We start from the raw sequence: 24,191 nt of genomic DNA on the forward strand, positions 1-24,191 counted from the left end.
AATATCTAATAAGGTCGGTGATTATGAAATTTATTGCAAGTTATGTCCGAAGTTTATGCTCTTGAATTTGCTCTATGTCACAAATTTCGACATTGGTTGCGAATGGGTAAAAATCGCAGGCAGGACTCGTCCTCAGCGGTTTTTAGCCGGCAGCTGGCGGAGCGGGGAGAGATTTATTTTATATCGGGAGTAGTTGTTTGTTTTTATTAAATTATTGTCAGTGATTTCTTAGAAGTAATCTTTTTTGCGGATTAATGTGATGAAATGTGCTTATTTTCCCGGAGGTCGCAATTCATTTTTTTAATAACCAGGCGAAAGGCGGGAAGCGTTTTGCCGCGTAGTGGCCTGTAACAAATTTTTACCCTGCACAGGTGACATCTCAACTGTCATACAGCGGTGATTTTTACAGCATATTTTGGCCTTCTCACCCACACTATAGTGGCCAGGATCACACTTTTCGCTCATCCCCGGTACTCCTCCCTGTCTAATCCCCGTCGGGATGAGGACGATGAATCGGGAGGTCGGCACACTAGCGCCATCGTTTTAGTAAAGGACCCGGATCTCATTATGTCACAGACTTCATTTAACAAAGCTCAGTTTCAGGCTGCACTGACGCGTCAGTGGCAGCGTTTTGGTTTACAGTCCGCTTCCGAGATGACGCAGCGTCAATGGTGGCGCGCCGTCAGCGGAGCGCTGGCGGAACTTCTGTCGGCGCAGCCGGTGGCAAAACCAGCGCAAGGACAACGTCACGTTAACTACATCTCGATGGAGTTTCTCATTGGTCGCCTGACCGGCAACAACCTGCTCAACCTGGGCTGGTACGAGGGCGTAAGCGACGCGCTGAAAGGCTATGACGTCAACCTCACCGATCTGCTGGAAGAAGAGACCGACCCGGCGCTGGGTAACGGCGGCCTGGGCCGTCTGGCAGCCTGCTTCCTCGACTCCATGGCGACCGTGGGGCAGTCGGCGACCGGCTACGGCCTCAATTACCAGTATGGTCTGTTCCGCCAATCCTTTGACGATGGCCAGCAGAAGGAAGCCCCGGACGACTGGGGTCGCAGCAGCTACCCGTGGTTCCGCCATAACGAGGCGCTGGATGTCCAGGTCGGCATCGGCGGCAAAGTCAGCAAAAACGGCGAATGGCAGCCGGCGTTCGTCATTACCGGCGAAGCCTGGGACCTGCCGGTGCTCGGCTATCGCAACAACGTCGCCCAGCCGCTGCGTCTGTGGCAGGCTAAACACGCCCATCCGTTTAACCTGACCAAATTCAACGACGGCGATTTCCTGCGCGCCGAGCAGCAGGGCATCGACGCGGAAAAACTGACTAAGGTGCTGTACCCGAACGACAACCATCAGGCCGGTAAAAAACTGCGCCTGATGCAGCAGTACTTCCAGTGCGCCTGCTCAGTGGCCGATATCCTGCGTCGTCATCATCTGGCAGGCCGCAAGCTGGCCGAGCTGGCGGATTACGAAGTGATCCAGCTGAACGATACGCACCCGACCATCGCCATCCCGGAACTGCTGCGCGTGCTGATCGACGAGCACCAGCTGAGCTGGGACGACGCCTGGGCGATCACCAGCAAAACCTTTGCTTACACCAACCATACCCTGATGCCGGAAGCGCTGGAGTGCTGGGATGAGAAGCTGGTGAAAGCGCTGCTGCCGCGCCATATGCAGATCATCAACGCGATTAACGACAAATTTAAACTGCTGGTGGACAAAACCTGGCCGGGCGATAAGCAGGTCTGGGCGAAACTGGCGGTGGTGCATGACAAGCAGGTGCGGATGGCCAACATGTGCGTGGTGGGCGGTTTTGCCGTCAACGGCGTGGCGGCGCTGCACTCGGACCTGGTGGTGAAAGATCTGTTCCCGGAATATAACCAGCTGTGGCCGAACAAATTCCATAACGTGACCAACGGCATCACGCCGCGCCGCTGGATCAAGCAGTGCAACCCGGCGCTGGCCACGCTGCTGGATGAGACGCTGAAAAAAGAGTGGGCCAATGACCTCGACCAGCTGATCAATCTGGAAAAATACGCTGACGATGCGGCATTCCGTCAGACTTATCGCGATATCAAGCAGGCCAACAAAGTTCATCTGGCTGAGTTTGTGAAGCAACGTACCGGGATTGAGATCAACCCGCAGGCGATTTTCGACATTCAGATCAAACGTCTGCACGAGTACAAGCGTCAGCACCTCAACCTGCTGCATATCCTTGCGCTGTACAAAGAGATCCGCGAAAACCCGCAGGCCGACCGCGTTCCGCGCGTCTTCCTGTTCGGCGCGAAAGCGGCGCCGGGCTACTATCTGGCGAAAAACATTATTTTTGCCATCAACAAGGTAGCGGAAGCGATTAACAACGACCCGAAAGTCGGCGATAAGCTGAAAGTGGTCTTCCTGCCGGACTATTGTGTATCGGCTGCGGAAAAACTGATCCCGGCGGCGGATATCTCCGAGCAGATCTCCACCGCGGGCAAAGAAGCCTCTGGCACCGGCAACATGAAGCTGGCGCTGAACGGCGCGCTGACCGTCGGGACGCTGGATGGCGCCAACGTGGAAATCGCCGAGCAGGTCGGTGAAGAGAACATCTTTATCTTCGGCCACACGGTAGAAGAAGTGAAAGCCCTGAAAGCGAAAGGCTACGATCCGCTGAAATGGCGTAAAAAAGACAAACTGCTCGATGCAGTGCTTAAGGAGCTGGAGAACGGCACCTATAGCAACGGCGATAAGCATGCCTTCGACCAGATGCTGCATAGTCTGCTGCAGGGCGGCGACCCGTATCTGGTGCTGGCCGATTTCGAAGCCTACGTGGCGGCGCAAAAACGGGTAGATGAGCTGTATCGCGACCAGGAGGCCTGGACCCGCGCGACAATCCTCAACACTGCGCGCTGCGGCATGTTCAGCTCCGACCGCTCGATCCGCGATTATCAGCAACGTATCTGGCAGGCGAAACGCTAAAGGAAGGCCTATGGAGAGTAAACGCCTCGATAATGCCGCGCTGGCGGCGGGCATCAGCCCCAGCTATATCAACGCGCACGGCAAGCCGCAGTCTATCGCGGCTGTCACCAAACAGCGTCTGCTGGATGCGATGCATCGCTCAACCGCCGCCACGAAAGTGGCGGTTAACCCGCTGCCGAACGTGAAGATCTTCACCCACGGCAAAAAAATGTCGCTGCCGGTGGCAGGACGCGGTGAGTATCAGTGGATCCTGACCACTGAGGACGGTAAGCAGTATCAGGGTAAAACCCGCGGCGGCGAGACGCTGCCGCTGCCGGCCAGACTGCCGGAGGGGTATCACTCCCTGACGCTCACCCAGGAGGGGGAGCGCTGGCACTGCCGGACCATCGTCGCCCCGGCCCGCTGCTATGAGCCGCAGCCGCTGAAAGAGGGGAAAAAGCTGTGGGGCACCTGCGTGCAGCTGTATACCCTGCGTTCGGAGAAAAACTGGGGGATCGGCGATTTTGGCGATCTGCGCGCCATGCTCCCGGAAATCGCCCGCCGCGGCGGGTCGTTTATTGGCCTCAACCCGATCCATGCCCTCTATCCGGCGAACCCGGAGAGCGCCAGTCCGTATAGCCCGTCTTCACGGCGCTGGCTGAACGTCATCTACATCGACGTCAACGCGGTTGAAGATTTCCAGCGTAGCGAAGAGGCGCAGGCGTGGTGGCAGTCCGCTGCGACCCAGCAGGCCTTGCAGGCGGCGCGGCAAACGGATGATGTGGATTACACCGCCGTCACCACGCTGAAAATGACCGCGCTGCGTATGGCGTGGAAACGATTCTCCCGTCGTGAAGATGAACAGATGACGGCGTTCCGCGAGTTTGTTCTGCGCGAAGGGGAAAGCCTCTACTGGCAGGCCGCTTTCGATGCGCTGCACGCCTGGCAGGTTCAACAGGACCCGCTGCGCTGGGGCTGGCCGGCCTGGCCGAAGGCCTTTCAGGATATCGACAGCCCGGAGGTGAAAGCCTTCTGCGTCGAGCATGAGGACGACGTCAGTTTCTATCTCTGGCTGCAGTGGCTGGCCTGGAGCCAGTTTGCCGCCTGCTGGGAAACCAGCCAGCGCGACGGGATGCCGATCGGCCTCTACCGCGATCTGGCGGTGGGCGTCGCCGAAGGCGGGTCGGAGACCTGGTGCGACCGTGAGCTGTACTGTCTGAAAGCGTCCGTGGGCGCGCCGCCGGATATTCTGGGCCCGCTGGGCCAGAACTGGGGCCTGCCGCCGATGGATCCGCATATTATTGCCGCTCGCGCCTATGAGCCGTTTATCGACCTGCTGCGCGCCAATATGCAGAACTGCGGCGCGCTGCGTATCGATCACGTGATGTCGGTGCTGCGTCTGTGGTGGATCCCCTATGGTGAAACCGCCGACCATGGCGCTTACGTTCAGTATCCCGTCGACGATCTGCTGTCGCTTCTGGCGCTGGAAAGCCAGCGTCATCGCTGCATGGTGATCGGCGAAGATCTGGGCACGGTACCGGTGGAGATCGTCAGCAAGTTACGCAACAGCGGCGTCTATTCGTATAAGGTGCTCTATTTTGAGAGTGATGCAGAGAAAACGTTCCGCGCGCCGGCGCTGTACCCGGAGCAATCAATGGCTGTGGCGACGACGCACGACCTGCCCACCCTCCGCGGCTACTGGGAAAGCGGCGATCTGACGTTAGGCAAAGCGCTGGGTCTCTATCCTGATGAGGTGGTGCTGCGCGGGCTGTACCAGGACCGTGAGCTGGCGAAGCAAGGGCTGCTGGATGCGCTGCATAAGTACGGCTGTCTGCCCAAGCGTGCCGGCCATAAGGCCTCCCTGATGAGCATGACGGGGATCCTCAACCGGGGGATGCAACGTTATATTGCCGACAGCAACAGCGCCCTGCTGGGCCTGCAGCCGGAAGACTGGCTGGAGATGGCGTCGCCGGTCAATATTCCGGGCACCAGCACTGAGTACCCAAACTGGCGCCGGAAGCTGTCCGTCACCCTTGAGCAGATGTTTGCCGATGAACAGGTCAATAAGCTGATTAAGGATCTGGATAAACGGCGCAAGGCGGCGAGCAAAAAAGCCGCCTCCTGATGACTCCCCGCCGCGCACACCTCAGCGCGGCGAAGAGTATGTCCGATAAAAAAGGCCGGTCCGCATCATGCGGACCGGCCTTTTTCTATGGCGGGAGTAACCTTACACCACCATCCCCAGCAGCAGACAGCCTACCAGGCCGCAGACCGAGATAATGGTTTCCAGCACCGACCAGGACCTGATGGTCTCGCCAATGGTCAGGTTAAAGTACTCTTTGAACAGCCAGAAGCCCGGATCGTTCACGTGGGAGAAGATAACGCTGCCGGAGCCGACCGCGATAACCATCAGCTCCGGGCTGACGCCGGTGGTGGGGATCAGCGGCGCGGCGATCCCGCCCGCGGTGATGGCGGCAACGGTCGCCGAACCCAGCGCGATACGCAGCACCGCGGCGATGGACCAGGCCATAAACAGCGGAGACATATTCGATTCGTGCATGATAGAAGCGATATATTTATCCATGCCGCTATCCACTAGCACCTGTTTGAAGGCGCCGCCGCCGCCGATGATCAACAGCATCATGGCGATGATTTTAATCGAAGAGGTCAGGGTATCGTTGATCTGCTCCATGGAGCGGCCGCGGTTCAAACCGAAGGTGAACAGCGCGATCAGTACCGCAATCAGGGTGGCCATGACCGGGTCGCCGAAGAACTCGGCAATCGGCAGGAAGGCGTGGCCCTTCGGCAGGATCATCTCGGCAACGGCGCGCATCGCCATCAGGATCACCGGAACCAGCGAGGTCCAGACGCTGACGCCAAAGCCAGGCATCTCTTCTTCAGTGAACACTTTCGGGTTATGCAGGCCTTCCGGGATCGGCTTATCAATGCCTTTCAGGAATCGGGCGAAAACCGGGCCGGCGAGAATAACCGTCGGGATAGCCAGAATGGTGCCGTAGAGCAGCGTTTTACCCATATCGGCGTGGAAGATGGTGGCGATCGCGGTCGGACCCGGGTGCGGCGGCAGGAAGCCATGGGTGACGGAGAGCGCGGCGGCCATCGGTACGCCGACGTACAGCAGCGGAATACGGGCCGAGGCGGCGATGGTAAACACCAGCGGCAGCATCAGCACGAAGCCCACCTCATAGAACAGGGCGAAACCGACGGTGAAGCCGGTCAGGACCACGGCCCATTGAATATGCTTCTTACCGAATTTATTGATAAGCGTGGTGGCGATACGCTGAGCGCCGCCGCAGTCTGCCAGCAGCTTACCGAGCATAGCGCCGAAGCCCATGATCAGCGCGAGGCTGCCAAGGGTACCGCCGACGCCGTTCTTGATGGAGACGATCACTTTATCCAGCGGCATACCCTGCATTAATCCGACGGCGAGCGCCACCAGAACCAGCGCAATGAAGCCGTTCATTTTGAAACGGATCATTAACAGCAATAACAGGGCAACCCCGATAGCAACGATGATTAATGGCATGATTTACCTGGCCTTAATTTGTTATGGGTAACGTCAAAGTTTCAACCTTTACAACATTCGCTCCGTCAGGGAGCAAAATAGTCTGGCACCGTAAACGCTTGCATTATCCTTACCCAGAGAAAGGATAGCTGGCTATTTTTTTGCCGGTGGCGCCTGAAGGGGATGATACGGGTAACATGTGAGGGTTGAGAATCACCTGGCGGGGGAAAATGTTAAATATGAGACTTAAGTCATACTCTTTCCCCGGTTTTTGCCGGTCGTGTAGCGGGAGATGTTGCGCGGTAACACAGAAAGGAGAAAGGAGAGCCGGCGACAGGCTGCCGCCGGAGGGAAGGCTTAGTAGTAGGAGTGCTCGCCGCGCTGGTGCTCGGTCAGATCGCGAACCCCTTTCAGCTCCGGAAACTCGTTCAGCAGCTGTTTTTCAATACCTTCTTTCAGGGTCACATCGACCATCGAGCAGCCGTTGCATCCGCCGCCGAACTGCAGGATAGCCAGACCGTCGTCGGTGATCTCCATCAGCGACACGCGGCCGCCGTGCCCGGCCAGCTGCGGGTTAATCTGCGACTGCAGCAGGTACTCGACGCGCTCCATCAGCGGGGCATCGTCAGCGACTTTGCGCATTTTGGCGTTCGGCGCTTTCAGGGTCAGCTGCGAGCCAAGCTGGTCGGTGACGAAATCAATTTCAGCGTCTTCCAGATAGGGCGCGCTGAGCTCATCGACATAGGCGGTCAGCTGTTCAAATTTCAGCGCCGTGTCGGTGTCTTCCACCGCATCCGGTGGGCAGTAGGATACGCCGCACTCAGCGTTTGGGGTGCCGGGATTAATCACAAATACGCGAATTTGCGTCCCTTCTTCCTGATTTGCCAGCAGTTTGGCAAAGTGCGCTTGTGCAGCATCGGAAATACGGATCATAGCGTTGGCCTAATAGTTGACTATTTTACTGGGTTATAATACGCCCATCAGCGGGGGTCTACAAGGTACGGCATACACACCATACCTGAACCGTCGCGGCGCCGTTTCGCAAAAGCAGGCGGGATATCTCGGCGACGGTGCTGCCAGTCGTGACGACATCATCCACCAGAGCGATATGGAGTCCCTGCACGGCAAATTCAAGCTGAAAGGCATTTTTCAGGTTCTGCCTGCGCAGGCGGGCATTAAGCGAATGCTGCACGGCGCCCGCTCGCTGGCGCGTCAGGCCGTCGCGACGCCAGACGCACCCACGCCAGCGGGCTAACGGTCGGCAAAGCTCATCGCACTGATTATAACCCCGGCGCCAGCGGCGGCGATGCCCCAGCGGCACGCCGACCAGCGCGTCTACCGGCGGCAAATCGTCACGCTGTTTAAGGCGCAGCAGCAGCAGGCGCGCCAGGGCGGGGCCCAGTTCCGGACGATGGTGAAACTTCAGCTGCCGCACCAGATCGCTCAGCGGCGGACGATAGTCATTGACCGCCACCATCCGATGCCAGGGAGGCGGCTTTTGCAGGCAGCGGCCGCAGGGATGCCGGGACATTGCCGACGGCAGGCCGCATTGCGGGCAGAGCGGGGGGCAGGCGAGCAGGGCGCGGCTGCAGCGAGAGCAGATCCCCCAGCGGGCGACCACCAGCGGCATTTGGCATAGCCAGCATAAGCTGTGTGCTGTTAGCATATTTGGCCTTCTGTCCAGTAAAAAAGAGAACGGTAACGGATGAACGACATCTGGTGGCAAACAATCGGCGAAGGTGATTGTCATCTTGTGCTGCTGCACGGTTGGGGGCTGAACGCTCAGGTCTGGGATTGCATCACGCCGCAGCTGGCTTCGCATTTTACCCTTCACCTGGTGGACCTGCCGGGCTATGGCCGTAGCGGCGGGTTTGGGGCGATGTCGCTGGAGGCGATGGCGCAGCGGGTGCTGGAGCAGGCTCCGCCTCAGGCGGTGTGGCTGGGCTGGAGCCTGGGCGGGCTGGTGGCCAGCCAGATAGCGATAAGGTGCCCGCAACGGGTGCAGGCGCTGGTAACGGTCGCCTCTTCCCCCTGTTTCGCGGCCCATGAGGACTGGCCGGGCATCAAGCCGGAGGTGCTGGCCGGGTTTCAGCAGCAGCTGAGCGAGGATTTCCAGCGTACCGTCGAGCGGTTCCTCGCCCTGCAAACCATGGGAACGGAGAGCGCCCGTCAGGATGCGCGGGCGTTAAAGCAGACGGTGCTCTCGCTGCCGATGCCTTCCGCTGAGGCGCTGAACGGCGGTCTGGAGATCCTCAGAACCGTCGATCTGCGTCAGGCGCTGGTCGGACTGCCGATGCCGTTTCTGCGGCTGTACGGTCGGCTGGACGGGCTGGTGCCGCGCAAGATTGTCCCGCTGCTGGATAAGCTATGGCCGGATAGTGAGTCCATTCTCTTTGACAAGGCAGCGCATGCGCCGTTTGTTTCCCATCCTGCGGCCTTCTGCGAGCCGCTGCTGGCGTTGAAAAAACGGCTGGGGTAATTTTTTTTGCCGCGCCATGGTAAAAGGGCCATTCACAGCAATACTTAGGTTGTTACGGTGGTTGATTATTTCATTCCGCCACCGTGACCTAAAATAACAACCTAATGGAGAGTAGAGGCTATGAAACTTGTTACAGGAATGGTTGCATCTCTGGTGATTGGCTGTCTGTCTTTTGGCGCATTCGCAGCGAAAGAGATCCAAAAAGAGGACGTGGCGAAGATGAATCTGACCAAGGTCGGCAGCATCACGACCTCAAGGACGACCTCGCCGATGGACGCCCGACGCGATCTGTCGAAAAAAGCCGATGAGCTGGGTGGAAAATACTTTGTGGTGATTGCCGGGCAGAAAAACGAAAAAACCGTTCACGCTAACGCTGACGTGTATAAATAATCCAGTCATAAAAAACGGGCCTGCTGGCCCGTTTTTCCCTGCTGTCGCACTCGTTTTATCCCGTGGCGCTGGCAGGCCTTACTCCCTTCATCGCAGCGCCCACCACTCCTGCTGGCACGCCGCTTTCCCTTCAGGACAGCTTTTACAGCTGCCGGAGAGACAGCCCTCGCTGGTTTCGCTGATCCGTACCACCTTACCCATGGCTTCCATGCGTTCGAGCATGGCGTCAATCAGCGGCTGAGGCGTCCGCAGGCGGGCGCTGAGCTGTTTCGCCTCCATGCGGCCCTGCAGGGCCAGCATATCGCGGACTTCCATTAACGACGCCACAGATCCTCCTTAGTGGCAATCGCCAGCCGGGCTGGAACAGCAGGAGGCCGGCGTTTTCCGGGTGGCCAGCAGCGAGACGTCAACCCGGCTGCGCGCCCGACGCAGCAGACCGAAGAGCACCACGTTGAACAATATCACCGCCAGGATACACACCAGGCTGTAGCGCGGATGGTCGCTAAAGCTGACGGTCTGGTAGTAGAGCGTCGAGAGCGAATAGGCGATATTCAGTCCCCACAGAATGGAGAAGGTCATCCAGCCGCGGCTCGATTCGCGGGCGATGGCCCCCATCACCGAGATGCAGGGGATATAGAGAAGAACGAAGATCAGGTAGCTGTAAGCCGCCGCGGCGCTGCCAAATTTACTGCCCATCACGCCCATCGCGCCGGTGGCCATTTCGCCATCGCCTTTGCTGGCTTCGATGGGGTTAGCCAGGACGCTGAGGCTGAAGGTGTCTTTCAGTCCCTGCCATGTTTCGTCGACGGCGGCCAGCAGTTCCTCGCCGAGGCTGAAGGTCTGCGGATTGAACTCCTCGTTCTGGATATCTTCGGCGGTATAGAGGGTGTTCAGCGTACCGACCACCACCTCCTTCGCCATTGCGCCGGTAAACAGACCCACGGTGGCCTGCCAGTTATCTTCATGCACGCCGATCGGCTTAAACAGCGGAGTAATGACCCGGCTCACCGAGGCCAGCGCGGAGTCGTTGATGTTGTCGACGACCTTACCGCTCAGCGAGAAGCTGTTCAGCGCGCTGAGGAAGATGCTGACAATGACGATCACCTTCCCGGCGCGCAGCACAAAGCCTTTCAGGCGCTGCCAGGTCTGGATAATCAGGCTCTTAATATGCGGGACGTGGTACACCGGCAGCTCCATCACGAACGGCGAGGCTTCGCCGCGCATAATGGTGTGCTTCAGCATCAGGCCGGTGAGAATGGCCATCACAATGCCCAGCACGTAGAGCGAGAAGACCGCCAGCGCGCCGTTCTGACCAAAGAAGGCGGCCGCGAAGACGGCGAAGATCGCCAGCCGCGCGCCGCAGGACATAAACGGCGCCATCATAATGGTCATCAGACGTTCGCGCGGTGCGTCGAGGGTGCGGGCGCCCATCACCGACGGCACGTTGCAGCCGAAACCGACAATCAACGGGACAAAGGATTTCCCCGGCAGGCCGAGAGCTTGCATCAGGCGGTCCATGACAAAGGCGGCGCGCGCCATGTAGCCGGAGTCCTCGAGGAAGGAGAGGAACAGATACATCATGCCGATCTGCGGCACCAGCGGCAGTACGGTGTTGATACCGCCGCCGATCCCCTGGGCGAGGAAGACGGTCAGCCAGTCCGGGAAGTGCAGGGTGTAACCCAGCCATTGAATACCGTGAATAAAGACAGCGACCGAGCCGGCGTCGAAAATCGGCTGCAGCGCGCCGCCGATGTTGATGGCCAGCAGGAACATCAGGTACATAACAAAGAGAAAAATCGGCAACCCGAGGAAGCGGTTGAGGATCACTTTGTCCATCGCCGCGGTGAAACGGCTCGGCTCGGCGGTCAGGGTGTTGCTGACGGCGTCGCAAATGGCGGCGATGGTCTGATAGCGCGCGTCAGCGATATGCAGGGCCGGGTCGTCGATCTCGTCGCTGAGATTCGCCAGGGCGATATCCAGTTTATCGGCGGCGTCGCCGGCATAGGCCCGGCTGTAGATGTCGCCCTCCAGCATCTGCAGACCGAGCCAGCGCCGCTGCCGGGCCGGGATCTGCGCTGACATCTGCTGCGCCAGCAGGTCGGCTTCGCGCAGCAGCGGCTGTGGATAGTGGACCAGCTCGATATCGCTGTTCGCCTGATGACGGTCGAGGGCAATCTTCAGCGCTTCGATCCCGCGTCCGCGGGTCGAAACCAGCGGAATGACCGGGCAGCCGAGGCGTGCGGCGAGGGCATCGATATCGATACGCACCTGCTGCTTTTCGGCAATATCCAGCATGTTCAGCGCCACGACGCAGGGGATCCCCAGCTCGAGCAGCTGCAGCGTCAAATAGAGGTTTCGCTCGAGGTTGGAGGCGTCGACCACGTTAATCAGCATGTCGGCGTCGCCGCTGAGGATGTAGTGGCAGGCGATCTGCTCGTCCAGCGAGGTTTGCGAAGAGATGGTGGTCAGAGAGTAGGTTCCCGGGAGGTCGACCAGCGTGACCTGGTGGTCAGTGGTGGCGAACACGCCCTCTTTACGCTCAACGGTGACCCCGGCCCAGTTGCCCACGCGCTGGCGGGCGCCGGTCAGCTGATTAAACAGGGTAGTCTTGCCGGAATTAGGATTACCAATTAAACCAACGGTTAATTTTTTCATATTTCAAACTCTTGTGCCGGGTCAGCCGTTATTGTGCAACCGCTTCCAGTTCGATTAAGGCGAGATCTTTTTTGCGTAATACCAGACTGACGCGTCGGGTTTCAATATGAACAGGATCGCCGAGCGGCGCCACGCGCACCACATGAAAAGAGGATCCGGGCAGCATGCCGAGGGAGAGCAATTTCTGACGGTATGCTGGGCTAATATCGCGGGAAAATCCGGTAATTTTCCACGCACTATCAGGTGTGAATTGCATAGGGCCTACTTGTCTATCGCTAACCGAAGAAGAATTTTCCGGACGCCTGGAGGCAGTTGCGCCGGGGACCGTAGCCAACGAAAAAGAAAAAACATTCTGCAAGCGATGATAATGAGAATGGTTTTTATCATCAATACATATGATGCGCTTTATGCCATTTTTAAAGTGAAATTCACCTTTTTATTGATATGCCGCAAAGTCCGCCTGTGATCGAAAATATGCGAAATATTATTTCGTCGCTCTAATGTTTAATTAAGGTTTCTTAAGTTAACGAAATGAAAATATTAATTTCGCTATCTGCCCGGCGTGGAATAAATGCAGGTTATCAGAAATAACTGAGAGCCTTTTGCGCGAAAAGGCGGCTATAGGGCAGTGACAATGAAAAGGAAAACTGCCCCTGAAAAGGGGCAGGGAGGGATTAGCGTTTTTTACCCATCGCCGCGGCGAGGGCATCCATCATCGCGCTGTTGCCGGCAGGCTGCGCGTCGCGACCGCGGGGTTTGGCGGCTTTCGCGGCCGGGCGATTGCCCTGCGGGCGATCCTGACCGCCGCCGCGGCGGGCGTTGCTGTCGCCCGGCTGCTCGTCGAGACGCATGGTCAGGGCGATACGCTTACGCGGCAGATCGACTTCCATGACCTTGACCTTCACGATGTCGCCCGCTTTCACCACGGTGTGCGGATCTTCAACAAACTTGTCAGAAAGCGACGAAATGTGGACCAGTCCGTCCTGATGGACGCCGATATCGACAAACGCGCCGAAGTTGGTGACGTTGGTGACGGCCCCTTCCAGAATCATCCCCGGCAGCAGATCGTTCATGGTCTCTACGCCGTCGGCGAACTTCGCCGTCTTAAATTCCGGACGCGGGTCGCGGCCCGGTTTTTCCAGCTCTTTGATGATGTCGGTAACGGTCGGTACGCCGAACTTCTCATCGGTGAAATCGACGGCTTTCAGGTTCCGTAGCTCGCTGCTGTTGCCCATCAGATCTTTCAGCGCCTGCTGAGTGGCGGCCAGAATGCGCTCGACCACCGGATAGGCTTCCGGGTGAACGGTGGAGGCGTCCAGCGGGTTGTCGCCGTGGTTGATACGCAGGAAGCCGGCGCACTGTTCAAAGGCTTTCGGCCCCAGACGGCTGACCTTCAGCAGCTGCTGACGGTTCTGGAACTGGCCGTTCTCGTCGCGCCAGGCGACGATGTTCTGCGCCATCATGCGGGTCAGGCCGGCAACGCGGGTCAGCAGCGGCACGGAGGCGGTGTTCAGGTCAACGCCGACGGCGTTCACGCAGTCTTCCACCACCGCGTCCAGCTTACGCGCCAGCTGGGTCTGGCTGACATCATGCTGATACTGACCGACGCCGATGGATTTCGGGTCGATTTTCACCAGCTCGGCCAGAGGATCCTGCAGACGGCGGGCGATGGAGACCGCGCCGCGCAGCGACACGTCGAGGTCCGGGAACTCCTGCGCCGCCAGCTCGGAGGCGGAGTAAACGGAAGCCCCGGCTTCGCTGACGATCACCTTCTGGGCGGTGACCTTCGGGAACTGCTTCTGCACGTCGAGGAAGAAACGCTCGGTTTCACGCGAGGCGGTACCGTTGCCGATGGCCACCAGCTCAACGTTGTATTTCTCACACAGCGCGGCGACGGCGACGGCCGCTTTGGCGGCCTGGCCGGTGTGGGGGTAAATGGTGTCCGTCGCCACCAGTTTGCCGGTACCGTCAACCACGGCCACTTTCACCCCGGTGCGCAGACCCGGGTCAAGGCCCATGGTGGCGCGCAGCCCGGCGGGCGCGGCCATCAGCAGGTCGTGCAGGTTACGGGCGAAGACGTTAATGGCTTCGTCTTCGGCGCGCTCGCGCACGGTGCCCATCAGCTCGGTTTCGAGGTGCATCAGGACTTTGATCCGCCAGGTCCAGCTGACGACGCCTTTACGCCAGCTGTCCGCCGGGGCGTTGTTCAGGCGCAGGCCCAGGTGGTCGATAATAATCTGCTCGCCGTGGCTCTCTTTCGGCGGCTCGTCAAACTGCGGGTCGGCGTTTAAAGAGAGCTGCAGGACGCCTTCATTGCGGCCGCGGAACATCGCCAGCGCACGATGCGACGGCACGGCGGCGATCGGTTCGTGGTGATCGAAGTAGTCGCGGAATTTGGCGCCTTCCTCTTCTTTGCCGCTGACGACGGTGGAGACCAGGTGGGCGTTTTTCCACAGATAGTCACGGACCTTCGCCAGCAGCGCGGCGTCTTCGGCAAAACGCTCCATCAGAATATAGCGCGCGCCATCCAGCGCCGCTTTGCTGTCGGCCACGCCTTTATCGGCGTCAATATATTTTGCGGCTTCCGTTTCCGGATCGTGGGACGGTTCGTTCCACAGCAGGTCAGCCAGCGGCTCCAGCCCGGCTTCGATGGCGATCTGTCCGCGGGTACGGCGCTTCGGCTTGTACGGCAGGTAGAGGTCTTCCAGTTCGGTTTTGCTGAGCGTGGTATTGATGGCTTTTTCCAGCGCGTCGGTCAGTTTGCCCTGTTCAGCGATGGATTTGAGGATCGCCTGACGACGGTCTTCGAGTTCGCGCAGGTAGCCGAGGCGGGTTTCCAGATTACGCAGCTGCGTGTCATCCAGACCGCCGGTGACTTCTTTACGATATCGTGCAATAAACGGCACGGTGTTCCCTTCATCAAGCAGGCGAACGGCAGCTTCTACCTGTTCGGCTCTGGCCTGAAGTTCACCCGCAATAATGCGGCAGAGCGAATCATTCATCATGGCTTTTAATTCATCTTTAGGGTCAAAAAACAGGGACTAGTTATACGGACTGGCGGCTGAAAATGCCAGCCGCGCCCGGCGTCTCTCGGAAAGTTCTTGTCTATTTTACGTATTCGATCTCGTTGACATACCAGCTGGCTTCCCCCGCCGGCGTGTTAACGATGGCCAGATCGCCGACCTCTTTTTTTAACAGCGCGCGCGCCATCGGCGAGTCGATGGAGATATAGTCTTTGCGGCCAAAAATTTCATCGTAACCGACGATGCGAAAGCGCTTGATATCGCCTTCATCGTTTTCAATTTCTACCCAGGCGCCGAAGAAGACTTTGCCCTCCTGCTGCGGGGAGTAATCGACGATCTTTAACTGTTCCAGACATTTGGTCAGATAGCGGACCCGGCGATCGATCTCGCGCAGGCGCTTTTTGTTGTACTGGTAATCCGCGTTCTCGCTGCGGTCGCCAAGGCTGGCGGCCCAGGTCACCTTTTTGGTCACTTCCGGGCGCTCCTGGCGCCACAGGTAGTCCATCTCCTGCTTCAGTTTTTCATATCCCTCGCGGGTGATCAGCGGCGTTTTCATCGTGAGTTCAACCTTCTGACAGTCTGTCGTTGCGCACAATTTGTAGCGCGCAATAATACCGACAGGATAAATACTGTGTCTTATGATTAAATGTATACTTAACCTGCTGTTAAATATGCTTTGTAACAATTTAGCCTGGAATGTATACCAGATTTAGCTGGTGAGCGCGCCGGGCTTTTTTGAGAATACGCACTGACTATTGCAGTGAACCTTTGGGAGTACAAACAATGCAAGAGAATTATAAGATTCTGGTTGTGGATGACGACATGCGCCTGCGTGCGCTGCTCGAACGTTATCTGACCGAGCAGGGCTTCCAGGTTCGTAGCGTGGCGAACGCCGAACAGATGGATCGTCTGTTAACCCGCGAATCCTTCCACCTGATGGTGCTGGATCTGATGCTGCCCGGGGAAGATGGTCTCTCGATTTGCCGCCGTCTGCGCAGCCAGAGCAACCCGATGCCGATCATTATGGTGACGGCGAAAGGCGAAGAGGTCGATCGGATCGTGGGCCTGGAGATCGGGGCTGACGACTATATTCCGAAGCCGTTCAACCCGCGCGAACTGCTGGCCCGCATCCGCGCGGTGCTGCGCCGTCAGGCGAACGAGCTGCCGGGCGCGCCGTCGCAGGAAGAGGCGGTTATCGCCTTTGGTAAATTCAAACTGAACCTGGGCACCCGCGAAATGTTCCGTGAAGACGAGCCGATGCCGTTGACCAGCGGCGAGTTCGCGGTCCTGAAGGCGCTGGTGAGCCATCCTCGTGAGCCGCTGTCGCGCGATAAGTTAATGAACCTCGCTCGCGGCCGCGAATACTCTGCGATGGAGCGTTCCATCGACGTACAGATCTCCCGCCTGCGCCGCATGGTGGAAGAGGACCCGGCGCATCCGCGCTATATCCAGACCGTCTGGGGTCTGGGCTACGTCTTCGTCCCGGACGGTTCTAAGGCATGAAACGCGTGCGCTTTTCGCCGCGCAGCTCCTTTGCTCGCACGCTGCTCCTGATCGTCACCTTGCTGTTCGTCAGCCTGGTGACGACCTATCTGGTGGTACTGAATTTCGCGATCCTGCCGAGTCTCCAGCAGTTTAATAAAGTATTGGCCTACGAAGTGCGTATGCTGATGACCGATAAGCTGCAGCTGGAGGATGGCACCCAACTGGTGGTGCCCCCGGCGTTTCGTCGTGAAATTTATCGCGAGCTGGGGATTTCGCTCTATTCCAATGAAGCGGCGGAAGACGCAGGCCTGCGCTGGGCGCAGCATTATGAATTCTTGAGCCAGCAGATGGCTCATCAGCTTGGCGGCCCCACTGAGGTGCGGGTGGAGGTCAATAAAAGCTCCCCTGTGGTGTGGCTGAAGACCTGGCTGTCGCCCAATATCTGGGTGCGGGTGCCGCTGACCGAGATCCATCAGGGCGACTTCTCGCCGCTGTTCCGCTATACCCTGGCGATCATGCTGCTGGCGATAGGCGGCGCCTGGCTGTTTATCCGAATTCAGAACCGCCCGCTGGTGGATCTGGAGCATGCGGCGCTGCAGGTCGGGCGCGGCATTATCCCGCCGCCGCTGCGCGAGTACGGCGCCTCTGAGGTGCGATCGGTGACCCGCGCCTTCAACCACATGGCCGCGGGCGTGAAGCAGCTGGCCGACGACCGTACGCTGCTGATGGCCGGGGTCAGCCATGATTTACGTACTCCGCTGACCCGCATTCGTCTGGCCACCGAGATGATGGGCGAGCAGGACGGCTATCTCGCAGAGTCGATCAACAAAGATATCGAAGAGTGCAACGCCATCATCGAGCAGTTTATCGACTACCTGCGCACCGGGCAGGAGATGCCGCTGGAGCTGGCGGATCTGAATGCGGTGCTGGGGGAAGTGATCGCTGCGGAGAGCGGCTATGAGCGGGAGATCGCCACCGCCCTGCAGGCCGGCGAAATTCCGGTACGCATGCATCCTCTGTCTATCAAGCGCGCGCTGGCGAATATGGTGGTCAACGCGGCCCGCTATGGCAATGGCTGGATCAAGGTCAGCAGCGGCAGCGAAGCGAGCCGGGCGTGGTTCCAGGTTGAAGATGACGGACCGGGGATTAAACCTGAGCAGCGGGAGCACCTGTTTCAGCCGTTTGTGCGCGGCGACAGCGCCCGCAGCACCAGCGGAACCGGGCTGGGGTTGGCGATTGTTCAGCGTATTATCGACAATCACAACGGCCGGCTGGAGATTGGCTCCAGCGAACGCGGCGGGTTACTGATCCGCGCCTGGCTGCCGGTGCACCGGGTGCTGACGCCGATGAAACCGGCCAAAGAGAGCTGATCGCGCCCGCGGTTGGCTGGTCAAAACGTTGCGCAATAAAAAGCCGGGCAAGCCCGGCTTTTTCATCTCTGCGTCCGTTAGCGCTGCGGCCCTGCCGCCACCAGCGCGGCGCCCGCTGGCGTATCGGTATACTTCTCAAAGTTCTCAATAAACAGCTTCGCCAGCTGGTCGGCTTTTTCCTGCCACTGCTCCGGGGAACCATAGGTGCTGCGCGGATCGAGGATCTGGGTATCCACGCCCGGGAGCGCCGTCGGGATCTGCAGATTAAACATCGGCAGGGTAAAGGTCTCCGCGTTGTCCAGCGAGCCATTGAGGATGGCGTCGATGATGGCGCGGGTATCTTTAATCGAGATGCGCTTGCCGGTGCCGTTCCAGCCGGTATTGACCAGATAAGCCTGCGCGCCAGCCGCCTGCATACGTTTGACCAGCACTTCGGCGTACTGCGTCGGGTGCAGCGACAGGAAAGCGGCGCCGAAGCAGGCGGAGAAGGTTGGCGTGGGTTCGGTCACGCCGCGCTCGGTGCCGGCCAGTTTGGCGGTAAACCCGGACAGGAAATGGTACTGCGTCTGATCGGCGGTCAGGCGGGAGACCGGCGGCAGTACGCCGAACGCATCGGCCGTCAGGAAGATCACTTTGGTGGCGTGACCCGCTTTGGAGACCGGCTTGACGATATTATCGATATGGTCGATGGGGTAGGAGACGCGGGTGTTTTCGGTTTTTGAACCGTCATCGAAATCGATTGTGCCGTCGGCGCGCACCACCACGTTTTCCAGCAGGGCGTTGCGGCGGATGGCGTGATAGATATCCGGCTCGGCCGCTTCAGAGAGCTTGATGGTCTTGGCGTAGCAGCCCCCTTCGAAGTTAAACACCCCATCGTCATCCCAGCCATGTTCGTCATCGCCAATCAGGCGGCGTTTCGGATCGGTGGAAAGGGTGGTTTTGCCGGTGCCTGAGAGGCCGAAGAAAATGGCGACATCGCCTTTCTCGCCGACGTTGGCAGAACAGTGCATGGAGGCGATGCCCTTCAGCGGCAGCAGGTAGTTCATGATCGAGAACATCCCTTTCTTCATTTCGCCGCCGTACCAGGTGCCGCCGATCAGCTGAATGCGCTCGGTGAGGTTGAAAGCGATGAAGTTTTCCGAGTTCAGGCCCTGCTCTTTCCACTGCGGGTTGGTGCACTTCGCACCGTTCATCACGATGAAGTCGGGCGCGAATTCCGCCAGCTCTTCGTCGCTCGGGCGAATGAACATGTTTTTCACGAAGTGCGCCTGCCAGGCCACTTCGGTAATGAAACGTACGCTGAGACGGGTATCGGCGTTAGCGCCGCAGAAGGCGTCGACGATAAACAGGCGTTTACCGGACAGCTGCTGTGTCACCAGCCCTTTCAGATGCTGCCAGGTTTCCTGCGAAAGCGGCTTGTTGTCGTTTTTACCCTTGCCTTTATCGGACCACCAGACGGTATCGCGGGTGGTGTCGTCGCGCACGAGGTACTTATCTTTCGGAGAACGACCGGTAAAAATGCCCGTGTCGACGGCGATAGCACCCAGACTGGTTAATACGCCACGTTCGTAGCCTTCCAGGTTGGGGTCGAGCTCTTCCTGAAACAACATGTCGTAGCTGGGGTTGTGGACGATATCCTGAACGTCATTGATACCATAAGCCTTGAGATCCTGCGGGGTTAAACCATGATTAACGCGCATGTCACTGCTCCTTAGCCAAGATGTACTGCTGTAAATTGTAGGGTTTATTACCGGGTATTGACCGCGACCAGGCTCATAGATTTACGTATCTCGACATTCCGCAGAATGACGAAAAAAACGGTGACTCCTGTCACGAAGTGAAGTGGATTATCTCAGGAAATGGCCGGATGGTGGGGTTAGATGTTTCTCAATGGTTAAAAAGTAATTAAAAAAACTGCTGAAATGTGAATGTAATCGCTTTCCTGGAATAAAATTACGTAACTCTTTCAGCGAGAATCGATTCAACTCGTGAATAAATAAAAGTCAGGCACCGGGCGACAAACCACATCGCCGCCCGGTGCCTGAAGAAGAAGTGAGGATTAATGGACCTGCGGGTCGGCCGGAGAGGCGTTGTTACGGATCTCGGCGATGTCCATGGCGTTGAAGATATAGTGGTTACCGCAGTAGTCGCAGTGCATATCAATCTCGCCTTCGTCGGCAAGGATGCTATCTATCTCTTCGTCCGGCAGCGTCTTCAGCGCGCCGGCGCAGCGTTCGCGGGAGCAGGTGCACTTGAACTCCACGCTTTGCGGATCGTAGACCGTGACTTCTTCTTCATGGTACAGACGCCACAGCACATCGTTCGCCGGCAGGGTGAACAGCTCTTCCGCCTTGATGGTCTCGGTGAGCGTCGCCAGGTGCTCAAAGTCGGCAGTCTGGGCATCCTGGGCCGGCATCACCTGCAGTAGCATCCCGCCCGCCATCGGCTGGCCTTCATGTTCGCCGGTGCGGATGATAAGGCGCGTCGGCAGCTGCTCTGAACGCTGGAAGTAATCTTCCAGGCAGGCGGCCAGCGTATCGCCTTCCAGACCGACCACGCCCTGATAGCGCTCACCCTCTTCCGGGGAGATGGTAATGACCAGATAACCGTTGCCGACCATCGCTTTTAGATCCGCATCGTCCGCAATCTCGCCCTGCACGCGCGCGACGCCGCGCAGCTGCTGCTGGTTATTGCCGTTGATCACCGCCAGCTGTAAAGGCCCATCGCCCTGCAGCTGCACGGTAATGTCGCCGGCAAACTTCAGGGTCGCAGTCAGCAGACTGGTGGCGACCAGCAGCTCCGCCAGCACCGTTTTCACCGGCTGGGGATAAGTGTGATTCGCCAGAATCTGTTCCAGGGTTTCCGACACCGTCACCAGCTCGCCGCGCACGGCATAGTTTTCAAACAGATAACGATGTAATTGATCGTGTTGAGTCATAATCATCTCTCTTTCTGGCGCGAGTTACTCACTCTCGCCGTGTTTAAATCTCATCAGGTCGCGGCGCTCTTTCTTGTCCGGACGTCTGTCAGGGTGCGGCATGGTCAGGGCGTTCATTTTGCGCGCCAGGGCCATTTTTTCACGCTTCTCGATACTCTCCGCCGTCTCTTCATACAGGGTGACGGCTTCGCTTGCCGGGCGGCGCTGCTCGGTGATACCGACGATGCGCACCGTCCGCTCGTCGTTGCCCTGACGCAGCGTCAGCATGGCGTCCAGTTCGACGATTTTCCCTGGTTTGCTGCGTTGTCCGTTGTAATGCACCTTGCCGCCTTCAATCATCTCCCGCGCCAGCGCGCGGGTCTTGTAAAAGCGGGCGGCCCAAAGCCATTTATCCAGTCTGACGGTTTCGGCAGGCTTCTCTTTCATCGCCTCTCCTTCGGGGTAAGCGAAGGGATCAGTCGTCGGTAATCATTCAGCCCCGGATGGCGCAGATACTGCTTTTCCGCCAGCCCGGAGTCGGGATTGGTAATGCCCAGGCAGTAGCGAATGCCAAACTCCCTCGCGGCATCCAGAATCGCCTCGCTGTCGTCGACAAACAGCGTTTTATGCGCCTCAAGGCCGGTTTCCTCCGCCACGGCGCGCCACAGACGCTGATCCTCTTTCGGATAACCAAATGTGTGGGTGGAAAGTAATAAATCAAGGTGCGCATCCAGGCCGGTGTGTTTGAGTTTCACCGCCAGATTGTGGGGATGGGCATTGGTCAACAGAATACGTCGCTTACCGCTGGCCTTGAGCGCATCAAGGAACGGCACGGTATCCTCACGCAGCGTGGCGCGCGGACCCTGTTCGCTGGTCATCGCACAAATATCCAAACCCAGGCGCTCGCTCCAGTAATCCAGACAGTACCAGTTTAGCGTATGCTGCACGGCATGATACTCCTGGTGCATGGCCTCTTTCGCCTGTTGCAGATTGAGGCCGCGGGCGGCCCCCCAGGTTTCCGGCACCAGCGTTTGCCAGAAATAGTTATCGAAAGCGAGATCCAGGAGCGTGCCGTCCATATCCAGCAGAACGGTATCGACCTCCTGCCAGGCGATATCAAAATGCATGATGACTCTCCAGCGAGCGGGAAATGGGCGACAGGGTATCACACCCTGCCGCCGGGGAAATTAATCTTGCGGGTCAGACGAGGGGAGCAGCACCGGGTTCAGGCAGCTTTCGTAATATTTCTGAATCTCTTCCATACGCTGGCGATGGCGTTGATAACGACGCAGCGCCTGCACGCCGTGGTAAGCCATGCATCCCACCATCGACAGCAGCAGAAGAGTGATGCCCAGATAGCGCCACAGGCCGCTGCGGTCGGGAATGCGGTGCAGGTTGATATGCTGGGTGCCGTTGGCGTCAGTAAACAGATTGGTGACGATCCCTTCGGCGTGGAAGGGGGTATGCATCAGCATACCGGCCAGCCGCCGCAGTTCGCCCCACTGCTCATGCGCCGGGTAATCATACAGGCTTACCGCCGGCCACGGCTGATTGACCAGCACGCTGCCCTCGTCGCTGGCGATGAGGAAGCCGCCCGGGGCCGGGCTGTTGAGCGCCTGCGCCGCTCGCGAGGTTTCACGCATTACAAAGGGGGCGGTTGAGGTGGTCACCAGATTCTCCAGCGACTCGGCGCTGACTGGTCGCAGGAGCACGTTCACACCATCCAGTTTCCCGGCGGACGCGCGCTTGGTTAACGTCTCCCAGTTACGGGTATTGCCGAGATTAACCAGCGCATTCTTCAGGCGCAGGCAATCATCTTTTGCCGAGCAGAGATCGTTGGTTTTCTGGACAATATCGCCGAAATCATCCAGCAGCACCATGCCAGATTTTTGAATGGCGGAGCGCAGCGCCGGGCTGACGCGGGAGTCGTCGTCGGTTTCCGGGTGCAGCTGACGCTGGACGGACTCCATCAGGGCGGTCGCTTTGCTGACAATGTCAGACTCCGGCAGCGGCAGAGGAGGGGCATCGTTCCACACAATCTGCGAACAATCGAAAGGCAGGAACGGCGAATCCTCTTTGGCCGTCCAACTGCCCGGCGTGCGGATATTGCACATCCCGGTACCGGTCAGGCGCAGCGTATCGCCAATGCGCACATGGGCCTTTTCCAGCTGGCTGACGGTCGTGGCTTCAATCGTCTGCGCCCCCTTCAGCCACGACAGGGTGAACTTAAACGGCATATTCAGCGGTACGCTGGCCCATAGCATGATCACCACGACCAGGGCGCCGGCGGCGATAATCGCGCTGCGCAGCCAGTACTGCAGCGGGAAATTTTTCACTTCATCATGAAGCGACAAGTAGCGTCCCTGACGGGCCACATGGCGGTTGAGATAGATATCAATATCGGTCTGCTGTCCGAGGTCCTGGGCGATCCAGGGCTGCCAGTGGCGCGGATAGATGAGATCGATAATGCCCAGCGAGATATTATTGATATGTTCCTGATCGTTTTCGCCGAACAGCCCCCAGCGCTTCGGGACGCCGCGCAGGCAGTGGATTTCGCGCAGCGCGGCGCGGCGCGGCGGGGCATAGATCCCCCACAGGCCGGCGGCGAGCAGCAGCAAACCGGCGGCCACCAGCCACGGGGTAAAGACGGCTGGCCCAATCAGGCTGAAATAAAAGAACAGGAAAGAGGCGACGATCAGGATCGCTTCCCGCAGACCGTCCGGGCGATTCAGGGCGTGCTCTTCCGGGCTTTCCCGCCGGATCTGCCGCAGCTCTACCTGTTCGCTCTCTTCGCCGCGAATCGAGGCCTGGGTGGCCGAGGCGCGTTCCAGAGCGTAGCTTTGCGCTTCCTGACGATAGTCGCTCAGGGTATGACCGTTAAGGGTGATAACCAGCGGCAGGCTGTCGGTGGGGATCAGCTCGACGCTGTTTTCATCGTTGATATGCTGTTCCCAGAACGGCGGCAGATGTACCTCCACCGAATCGAGAAAATAGCGCCATTTATTCGGCGCGTCGGTGGTGATCCCGTAGCGGGTGATGGCTCGCGTCAACCCATAGACGGTATCGCTCTGTTCGTTTAGCGCCAGAGCGACGGGCGCGCTGGTGGCGCCGGACGCGGGCACCTGCTGGGCGCGGCTCAGTTCGGCAAGATACTTTTCGATGGCCTGGCGCTCATCGGCAGGGAGCGGCCGCGTGGTGGCATCGCTAAAGGCGTGCAGTAGGGGGAGCCGGCGGCGTCTGGCGTGCGTGCGATACCACCATCCAATGAGCAATACGCAGATTAGCAGAGCTGTAAGGAATATCAGAAAGGTGCCCATGCCCATCCCATCATAGTTATATTTTTCTTACGAAATCGTCGGCGAACGTGAAGACTAACGTCAAGCTGCAGTGTTAGCGGCGCACCTGCTTGCAG

At 58.6% G+C, this 24,191-nt stretch carries 19 protein-coding genes; 6 read left to right on the forward strand and 13 right to left on the reverse strand.

The genetic code is table 11. From position 1 onward, the window contains the following. Positions 1-567 precede the first annotated feature (567 nt). Positions 568-2,958 carry a maltodextrin phosphorylase gene (gene malP / locus ABLV54_RS01195; protein ID WP_023291209.1) on the forward strand — a complete coding sequence of 797 codons (2,391 nt, stop codon included), beginning with the start codon at positions 568-570 and terminating at the stop codon, positions 2,956-2,958. 10 nt (positions 2,959-2,968) lie between these two features. Then, positions 2,969-5,062 carry a 4-alpha-glucanotransferase gene (malQ, locus tag ABLV54_RS01200; protein ID WP_023291208.1) on the forward strand — a complete coding sequence of 698 codons (2,094 nt, stop codon included), beginning with the start codon at positions 2,969-2,971 and terminating at the stop codon, positions 5,060-5,062. Positions 5,063-5,164: 102 nt separating this feature from the next. Here malQ and gntT read toward each other — a convergent pair whose 3' ends face one another. The 3 genes from gntT to gntX form a co-directional block, all read right to left on the reverse strand. Beyond that, a complete protein-coding gene (gene gntT / locus ABLV54_RS01205) occupies positions 5,165-6,481 on the reverse strand; it encodes a gluconate transporter (protein WP_348813526.1) in 1,317 nt (438 codons plus the stop codon). 336 nt (positions 6,482-6,817) lie between these two features. Continuing rightward, on the reverse strand, positions 6,818-7,393 hold the full coding sequence (gene nfuA, locus ABLV54_RS01210) for a Fe-S biogenesis protein NfuA (RefSeq protein ID WP_004202143.1): 576 nt from the start codon (positions 7,391-7,393) through the stop codon (positions 6,818-6,820). 58 nt (positions 7,394-7,451) lie between these two features. Continuing rightward, positions 7,452-8,126, reverse strand: coding sequence for a DNA utilization protein GntX (gene gntX / locus ABLV54_RS01215; RefSeq protein WP_050533994.1), 675 nt, complete (start codon positions 8,124-8,126; stop codon positions 7,452-7,454). Between the two features lie 39 nt (positions 8,127-8,165). On the opposite strand from gntX, the gene bioH reads away from it, so the two are divergent. Beyond that, positions 8,166-8,939 carry a pimeloyl-ACP methyl ester esterase BioH gene (gene bioH / locus ABLV54_RS01220; RefSeq protein ID WP_050533993.1) on the forward strand — a complete coding sequence of 258 codons (774 nt, stop codon included), beginning with the start codon at positions 8,166-8,168 and terminating at the stop codon, positions 8,937-8,939. 120 nt (positions 8,940-9,059) lie between these two features. Further along, positions 9,060-9,329 (forward strand): YdgH/BhsA/McbA-like domain containing protein, encoded by a 270-nt coding sequence (locus tag ABLV54_RS01225; RefSeq protein WP_004202149.1) that lies wholly within the window; start codon positions 9,060-9,062, stop codon positions 9,327-9,329. Between the two features lie 87 nt (positions 9,330-9,416). Here the strand turns inward: ABLV54_RS01225 and feoC are convergent, their stop codons facing one another. From feoC to greB, 5 genes are all read right to left on the reverse strand, one after another. Next, entirely contained in the window at positions 9,417-9,656 is a 240-nt protein-coding gene (feoC, locus tag ABLV54_RS01230) for a [Fe-S]-dependent transcriptional repressor FeoC (RefSeq protein WP_004202151.1), read from the reverse strand. Positions 9,657-9,665: 9 nt separating this feature from the next. Further along, positions 9,666-11,984, reverse strand: a complete 2,319-nt coding sequence (gene feoB, locus ABLV54_RS01235; protein WP_032454235.1) for a Fe(2+) transporter permease subunit FeoB — start codon at positions 11,982-11,984, stop codon at positions 9,666-9,668. Between the two features lie 28 nt (positions 11,985-12,012). Next, positions 12,013-12,240 carry a ferrous iron transporter A gene (gene feoA, locus ABLV54_RS01240; RefSeq protein ID WP_002920506.1) on the reverse strand — a complete coding sequence of 76 codons (228 nt, stop codon included), beginning with the start codon at positions 12,238-12,240 and terminating at the stop codon, positions 12,013-12,015. 418 nt (positions 12,241-12,658) lie between these two features. Further along, entirely contained in the window at positions 12,659-14,989 is a 2,331-nt protein-coding gene (locus tag ABLV54_RS01245) for a Tex family protein (protein ID WP_050533992.1), read from the reverse strand. A 100-nt stretch (positions 14,990-15,089) separates the two neighbouring features. Then, complete coding sequence (gene greB / locus ABLV54_RS01250; RefSeq protein ID WP_002920503.1) at positions 15,090-15,563, reverse strand: transcription elongation factor GreB; 474 nt, start codon at positions 15,561-15,563, stop codon at positions 15,090-15,092. A 227-nt stretch (positions 15,564-15,790) separates the two neighbouring features. Between greB and ompR the strand changes: the two genes are divergently transcribed. Beyond that, on the forward strand, positions 15,791-16,510 hold the full coding sequence (gene ompR, locus ABLV54_RS01255; protein ID WP_001157751.1) for a two-component system response regulator OmpR: 720 nt from the start codon (positions 15,791-15,793) through the stop codon (positions 16,508-16,510). Then, positions 16,507-17,862 (forward strand): two-component system sensor histidine kinase EnvZ, encoded by a 1,356-nt coding sequence (envZ, locus tag ABLV54_RS01260; RefSeq protein ID WP_023291203.1) that lies wholly within the window; start codon positions 16,507-16,509, stop codon positions 17,860-17,862. The genes ompR and envZ overlap by 4 nt, the downstream gene beginning before the upstream one ends. 77 nt (positions 17,863-17,939) lie before the next feature. On the opposite strand, the gene pckA is transcribed toward envZ, so the two are convergent. The 5 genes from pckA to ABLV54_RS01285 all read right to left on the reverse strand — a co-directional run bounded on the left by pckA (position 17,940) and on the right by ABLV54_RS01285 (position 24,096). Beyond that, positions 17,940-19,562 (reverse strand): phosphoenolpyruvate carboxykinase (ATP), encoded by a 1,623-nt coding sequence (gene pckA / locus ABLV54_RS01265; RefSeq protein ID WP_023291202.1) that lies wholly within the window; start codon positions 19,560-19,562, stop codon positions 17,940-17,942. A gap of 359 nt (positions 19,563-19,921) precedes the next feature. Continuing rightward, positions 19,922-20,806, reverse strand: a complete 885-nt coding sequence (gene hslO, locus ABLV54_RS01270; RefSeq protein ID WP_017899960.1) for an Hsp33 family molecular chaperone HslO — start codon at positions 20,804-20,806, stop codon at positions 19,922-19,924. Positions 20,807-20,824: 18 nt separating this feature from the next. Next, entirely contained in the window at positions 20,825-21,226 is a 402-nt protein-coding gene (gene hslR, locus ABLV54_RS01275) for a ribosome-associated heat shock protein Hsp15 (protein WP_023291201.1), read from the reverse strand. Continuing rightward, positions 21,223-21,906 carry a GMP/IMP nucleotidase gene (yrfG, locus tag ABLV54_RS01280; protein WP_004202162.1) on the reverse strand — a complete coding sequence of 228 codons (684 nt, stop codon included), beginning with the start codon at positions 21,904-21,906 and terminating at the stop codon, positions 21,223-21,225. Before yrfG ends, hslR begins: the two co-directional genes overlap by 4 nt. A 60-nt stretch (positions 21,907-21,966) precedes the next feature. Continuing rightward, positions 21,967-24,096, reverse strand: a complete 2,130-nt coding sequence (locus tag ABLV54_RS01285) for an intracellular growth attenuator family protein (RefSeq protein WP_050533991.1) — start codon at positions 24,094-24,096, stop codon at positions 21,967-21,969. Positions 24,097-24,191 lie beyond the last annotated feature (95 nt).

Source organism: Klebsiella sp. JB_Kp042 (assembly GCF_040065275.1).
In the GTDB taxonomy this organism is placed as follows: Bacteria; Pseudomonadota; Gammaproteobacteria; order Enterobacterales; family Enterobacteriaceae; genus Klebsiella; species Klebsiella quasipneumoniae.

What these genes read in the sequence shown, in the direction of transcription:
- ABLV54_RS01285 (WP_050533991.1), bottom strand. Translation starts at nt 24,096, where the DNA reads ATGGGCACCTTTCTGATATTCCTTACAGCTCTGCTAATCTGCGTATTG.
- nfuA (WP_004202143.1), bottom strand. Translation starts at nt 7,393, where the DNA reads ATGATCCGTATTTCCGATGCTGCACAAGCGCACTTTGCCAAACTGCTG.
- feoB (WP_032454235.1), bottom strand. Translation starts at nt 11,984, where the DNA reads ATGAAAAAATTAACCGTTGGTTTAATTGGTAATCCTAATTCCGGCAAG.
- gntT (WP_348813526.1), bottom strand. Translation starts at nt 6,481, where the DNA reads ATGCCATTAATCATCGTTGCTATCGGGGTTGCCCTGTTATTGCTGTTA.
- feoA (WP_002920506.1), bottom strand. Translation starts at nt 12,240, where the DNA reads ATGCAATTCACACCTGATAGTGCGTGGAAAATTACCGGATTTTCCCGC.
- ABLV54_RS01245 (WP_050533992.1), bottom strand. Translation starts at nt 14,989, where the DNA reads ATGATGAATGATTCGCTCTGCCGCATTATTGCGGGTGAACTTCAGGCC.
- bioH (WP_050533993.1), top strand. Translation starts at nt 8,166, where the DNA reads ATGAACGACATCTGGTGGCAAACAATCGGCGAAGGTGATTGTCATCTT.
- ABLV54_RS01225 (WP_004202149.1), top strand. Translation starts at nt 9,060, where the DNA reads ATGAAACTTGTTACAGGAATGGTTGCATCTCTGGTGATTGGCTGTCTG.
- gntX (WP_050533994.1), bottom strand. Translation starts at nt 8,126, where the DNA reads ATGCTAACAGCACACAGCTTATGCTGGCTATGCCAAATGCCGCTGGTG.
- yrfG (WP_004202162.1), bottom strand. Translation starts at nt 21,906, where the DNA reads ATGCATTTTGATATCGCCTGGCAGGAGGTCGATACCGTTCTGCTGGAT.
- pckA (WP_023291202.1), bottom strand. Translation starts at nt 19,562, where the DNA reads ATGCGCGTTAATCATGGTTTAACCCCGCAGGATCTCAAGGCTTATGGT.
- hslO (WP_017899960.1), bottom strand. Translation starts at nt 20,806, where the DNA reads ATGATTATGACTCAACACGATCAATTACATCGTTATCTGTTTGAAAAC.
- greB (WP_002920503.1), bottom strand. Translation starts at nt 15,563, where the DNA reads ATGAAAACGCCGCTGATCACCCGCGAGGGATATGAAAAACTGAAGCAG.
- ompR (WP_001157751.1), top strand. Translation starts at nt 15,791, where the DNA reads ATGCAAGAGAATTATAAGATTCTGGTTGTGGATGACGACATGCGCCTG.
- envZ (WP_023291203.1), top strand. Translation starts at nt 16,507, where the DNA reads ATGAAACGCGTGCGCTTTTCGCCGCGCAGCTCCTTTGCTCGCACGCTG.
- malQ (WP_023291208.1), top strand. Translation starts at nt 2,969, where the DNA reads ATGGAGAGTAAACGCCTCGATAATGCCGCGCTGGCGGCGGGCATCAGC.
- hslR (WP_023291201.1), bottom strand. Translation starts at nt 21,226, where the DNA reads ATGAAAGAGAAGCCTGCCGAAACCGTCAGACTGGATAAATGGCTTTGG.
- malP (WP_023291209.1), top strand. Translation starts at nt 568, where the DNA reads ATGTCACAGACTTCATTTAACAAAGCTCAGTTTCAGGCTGCACTGACG.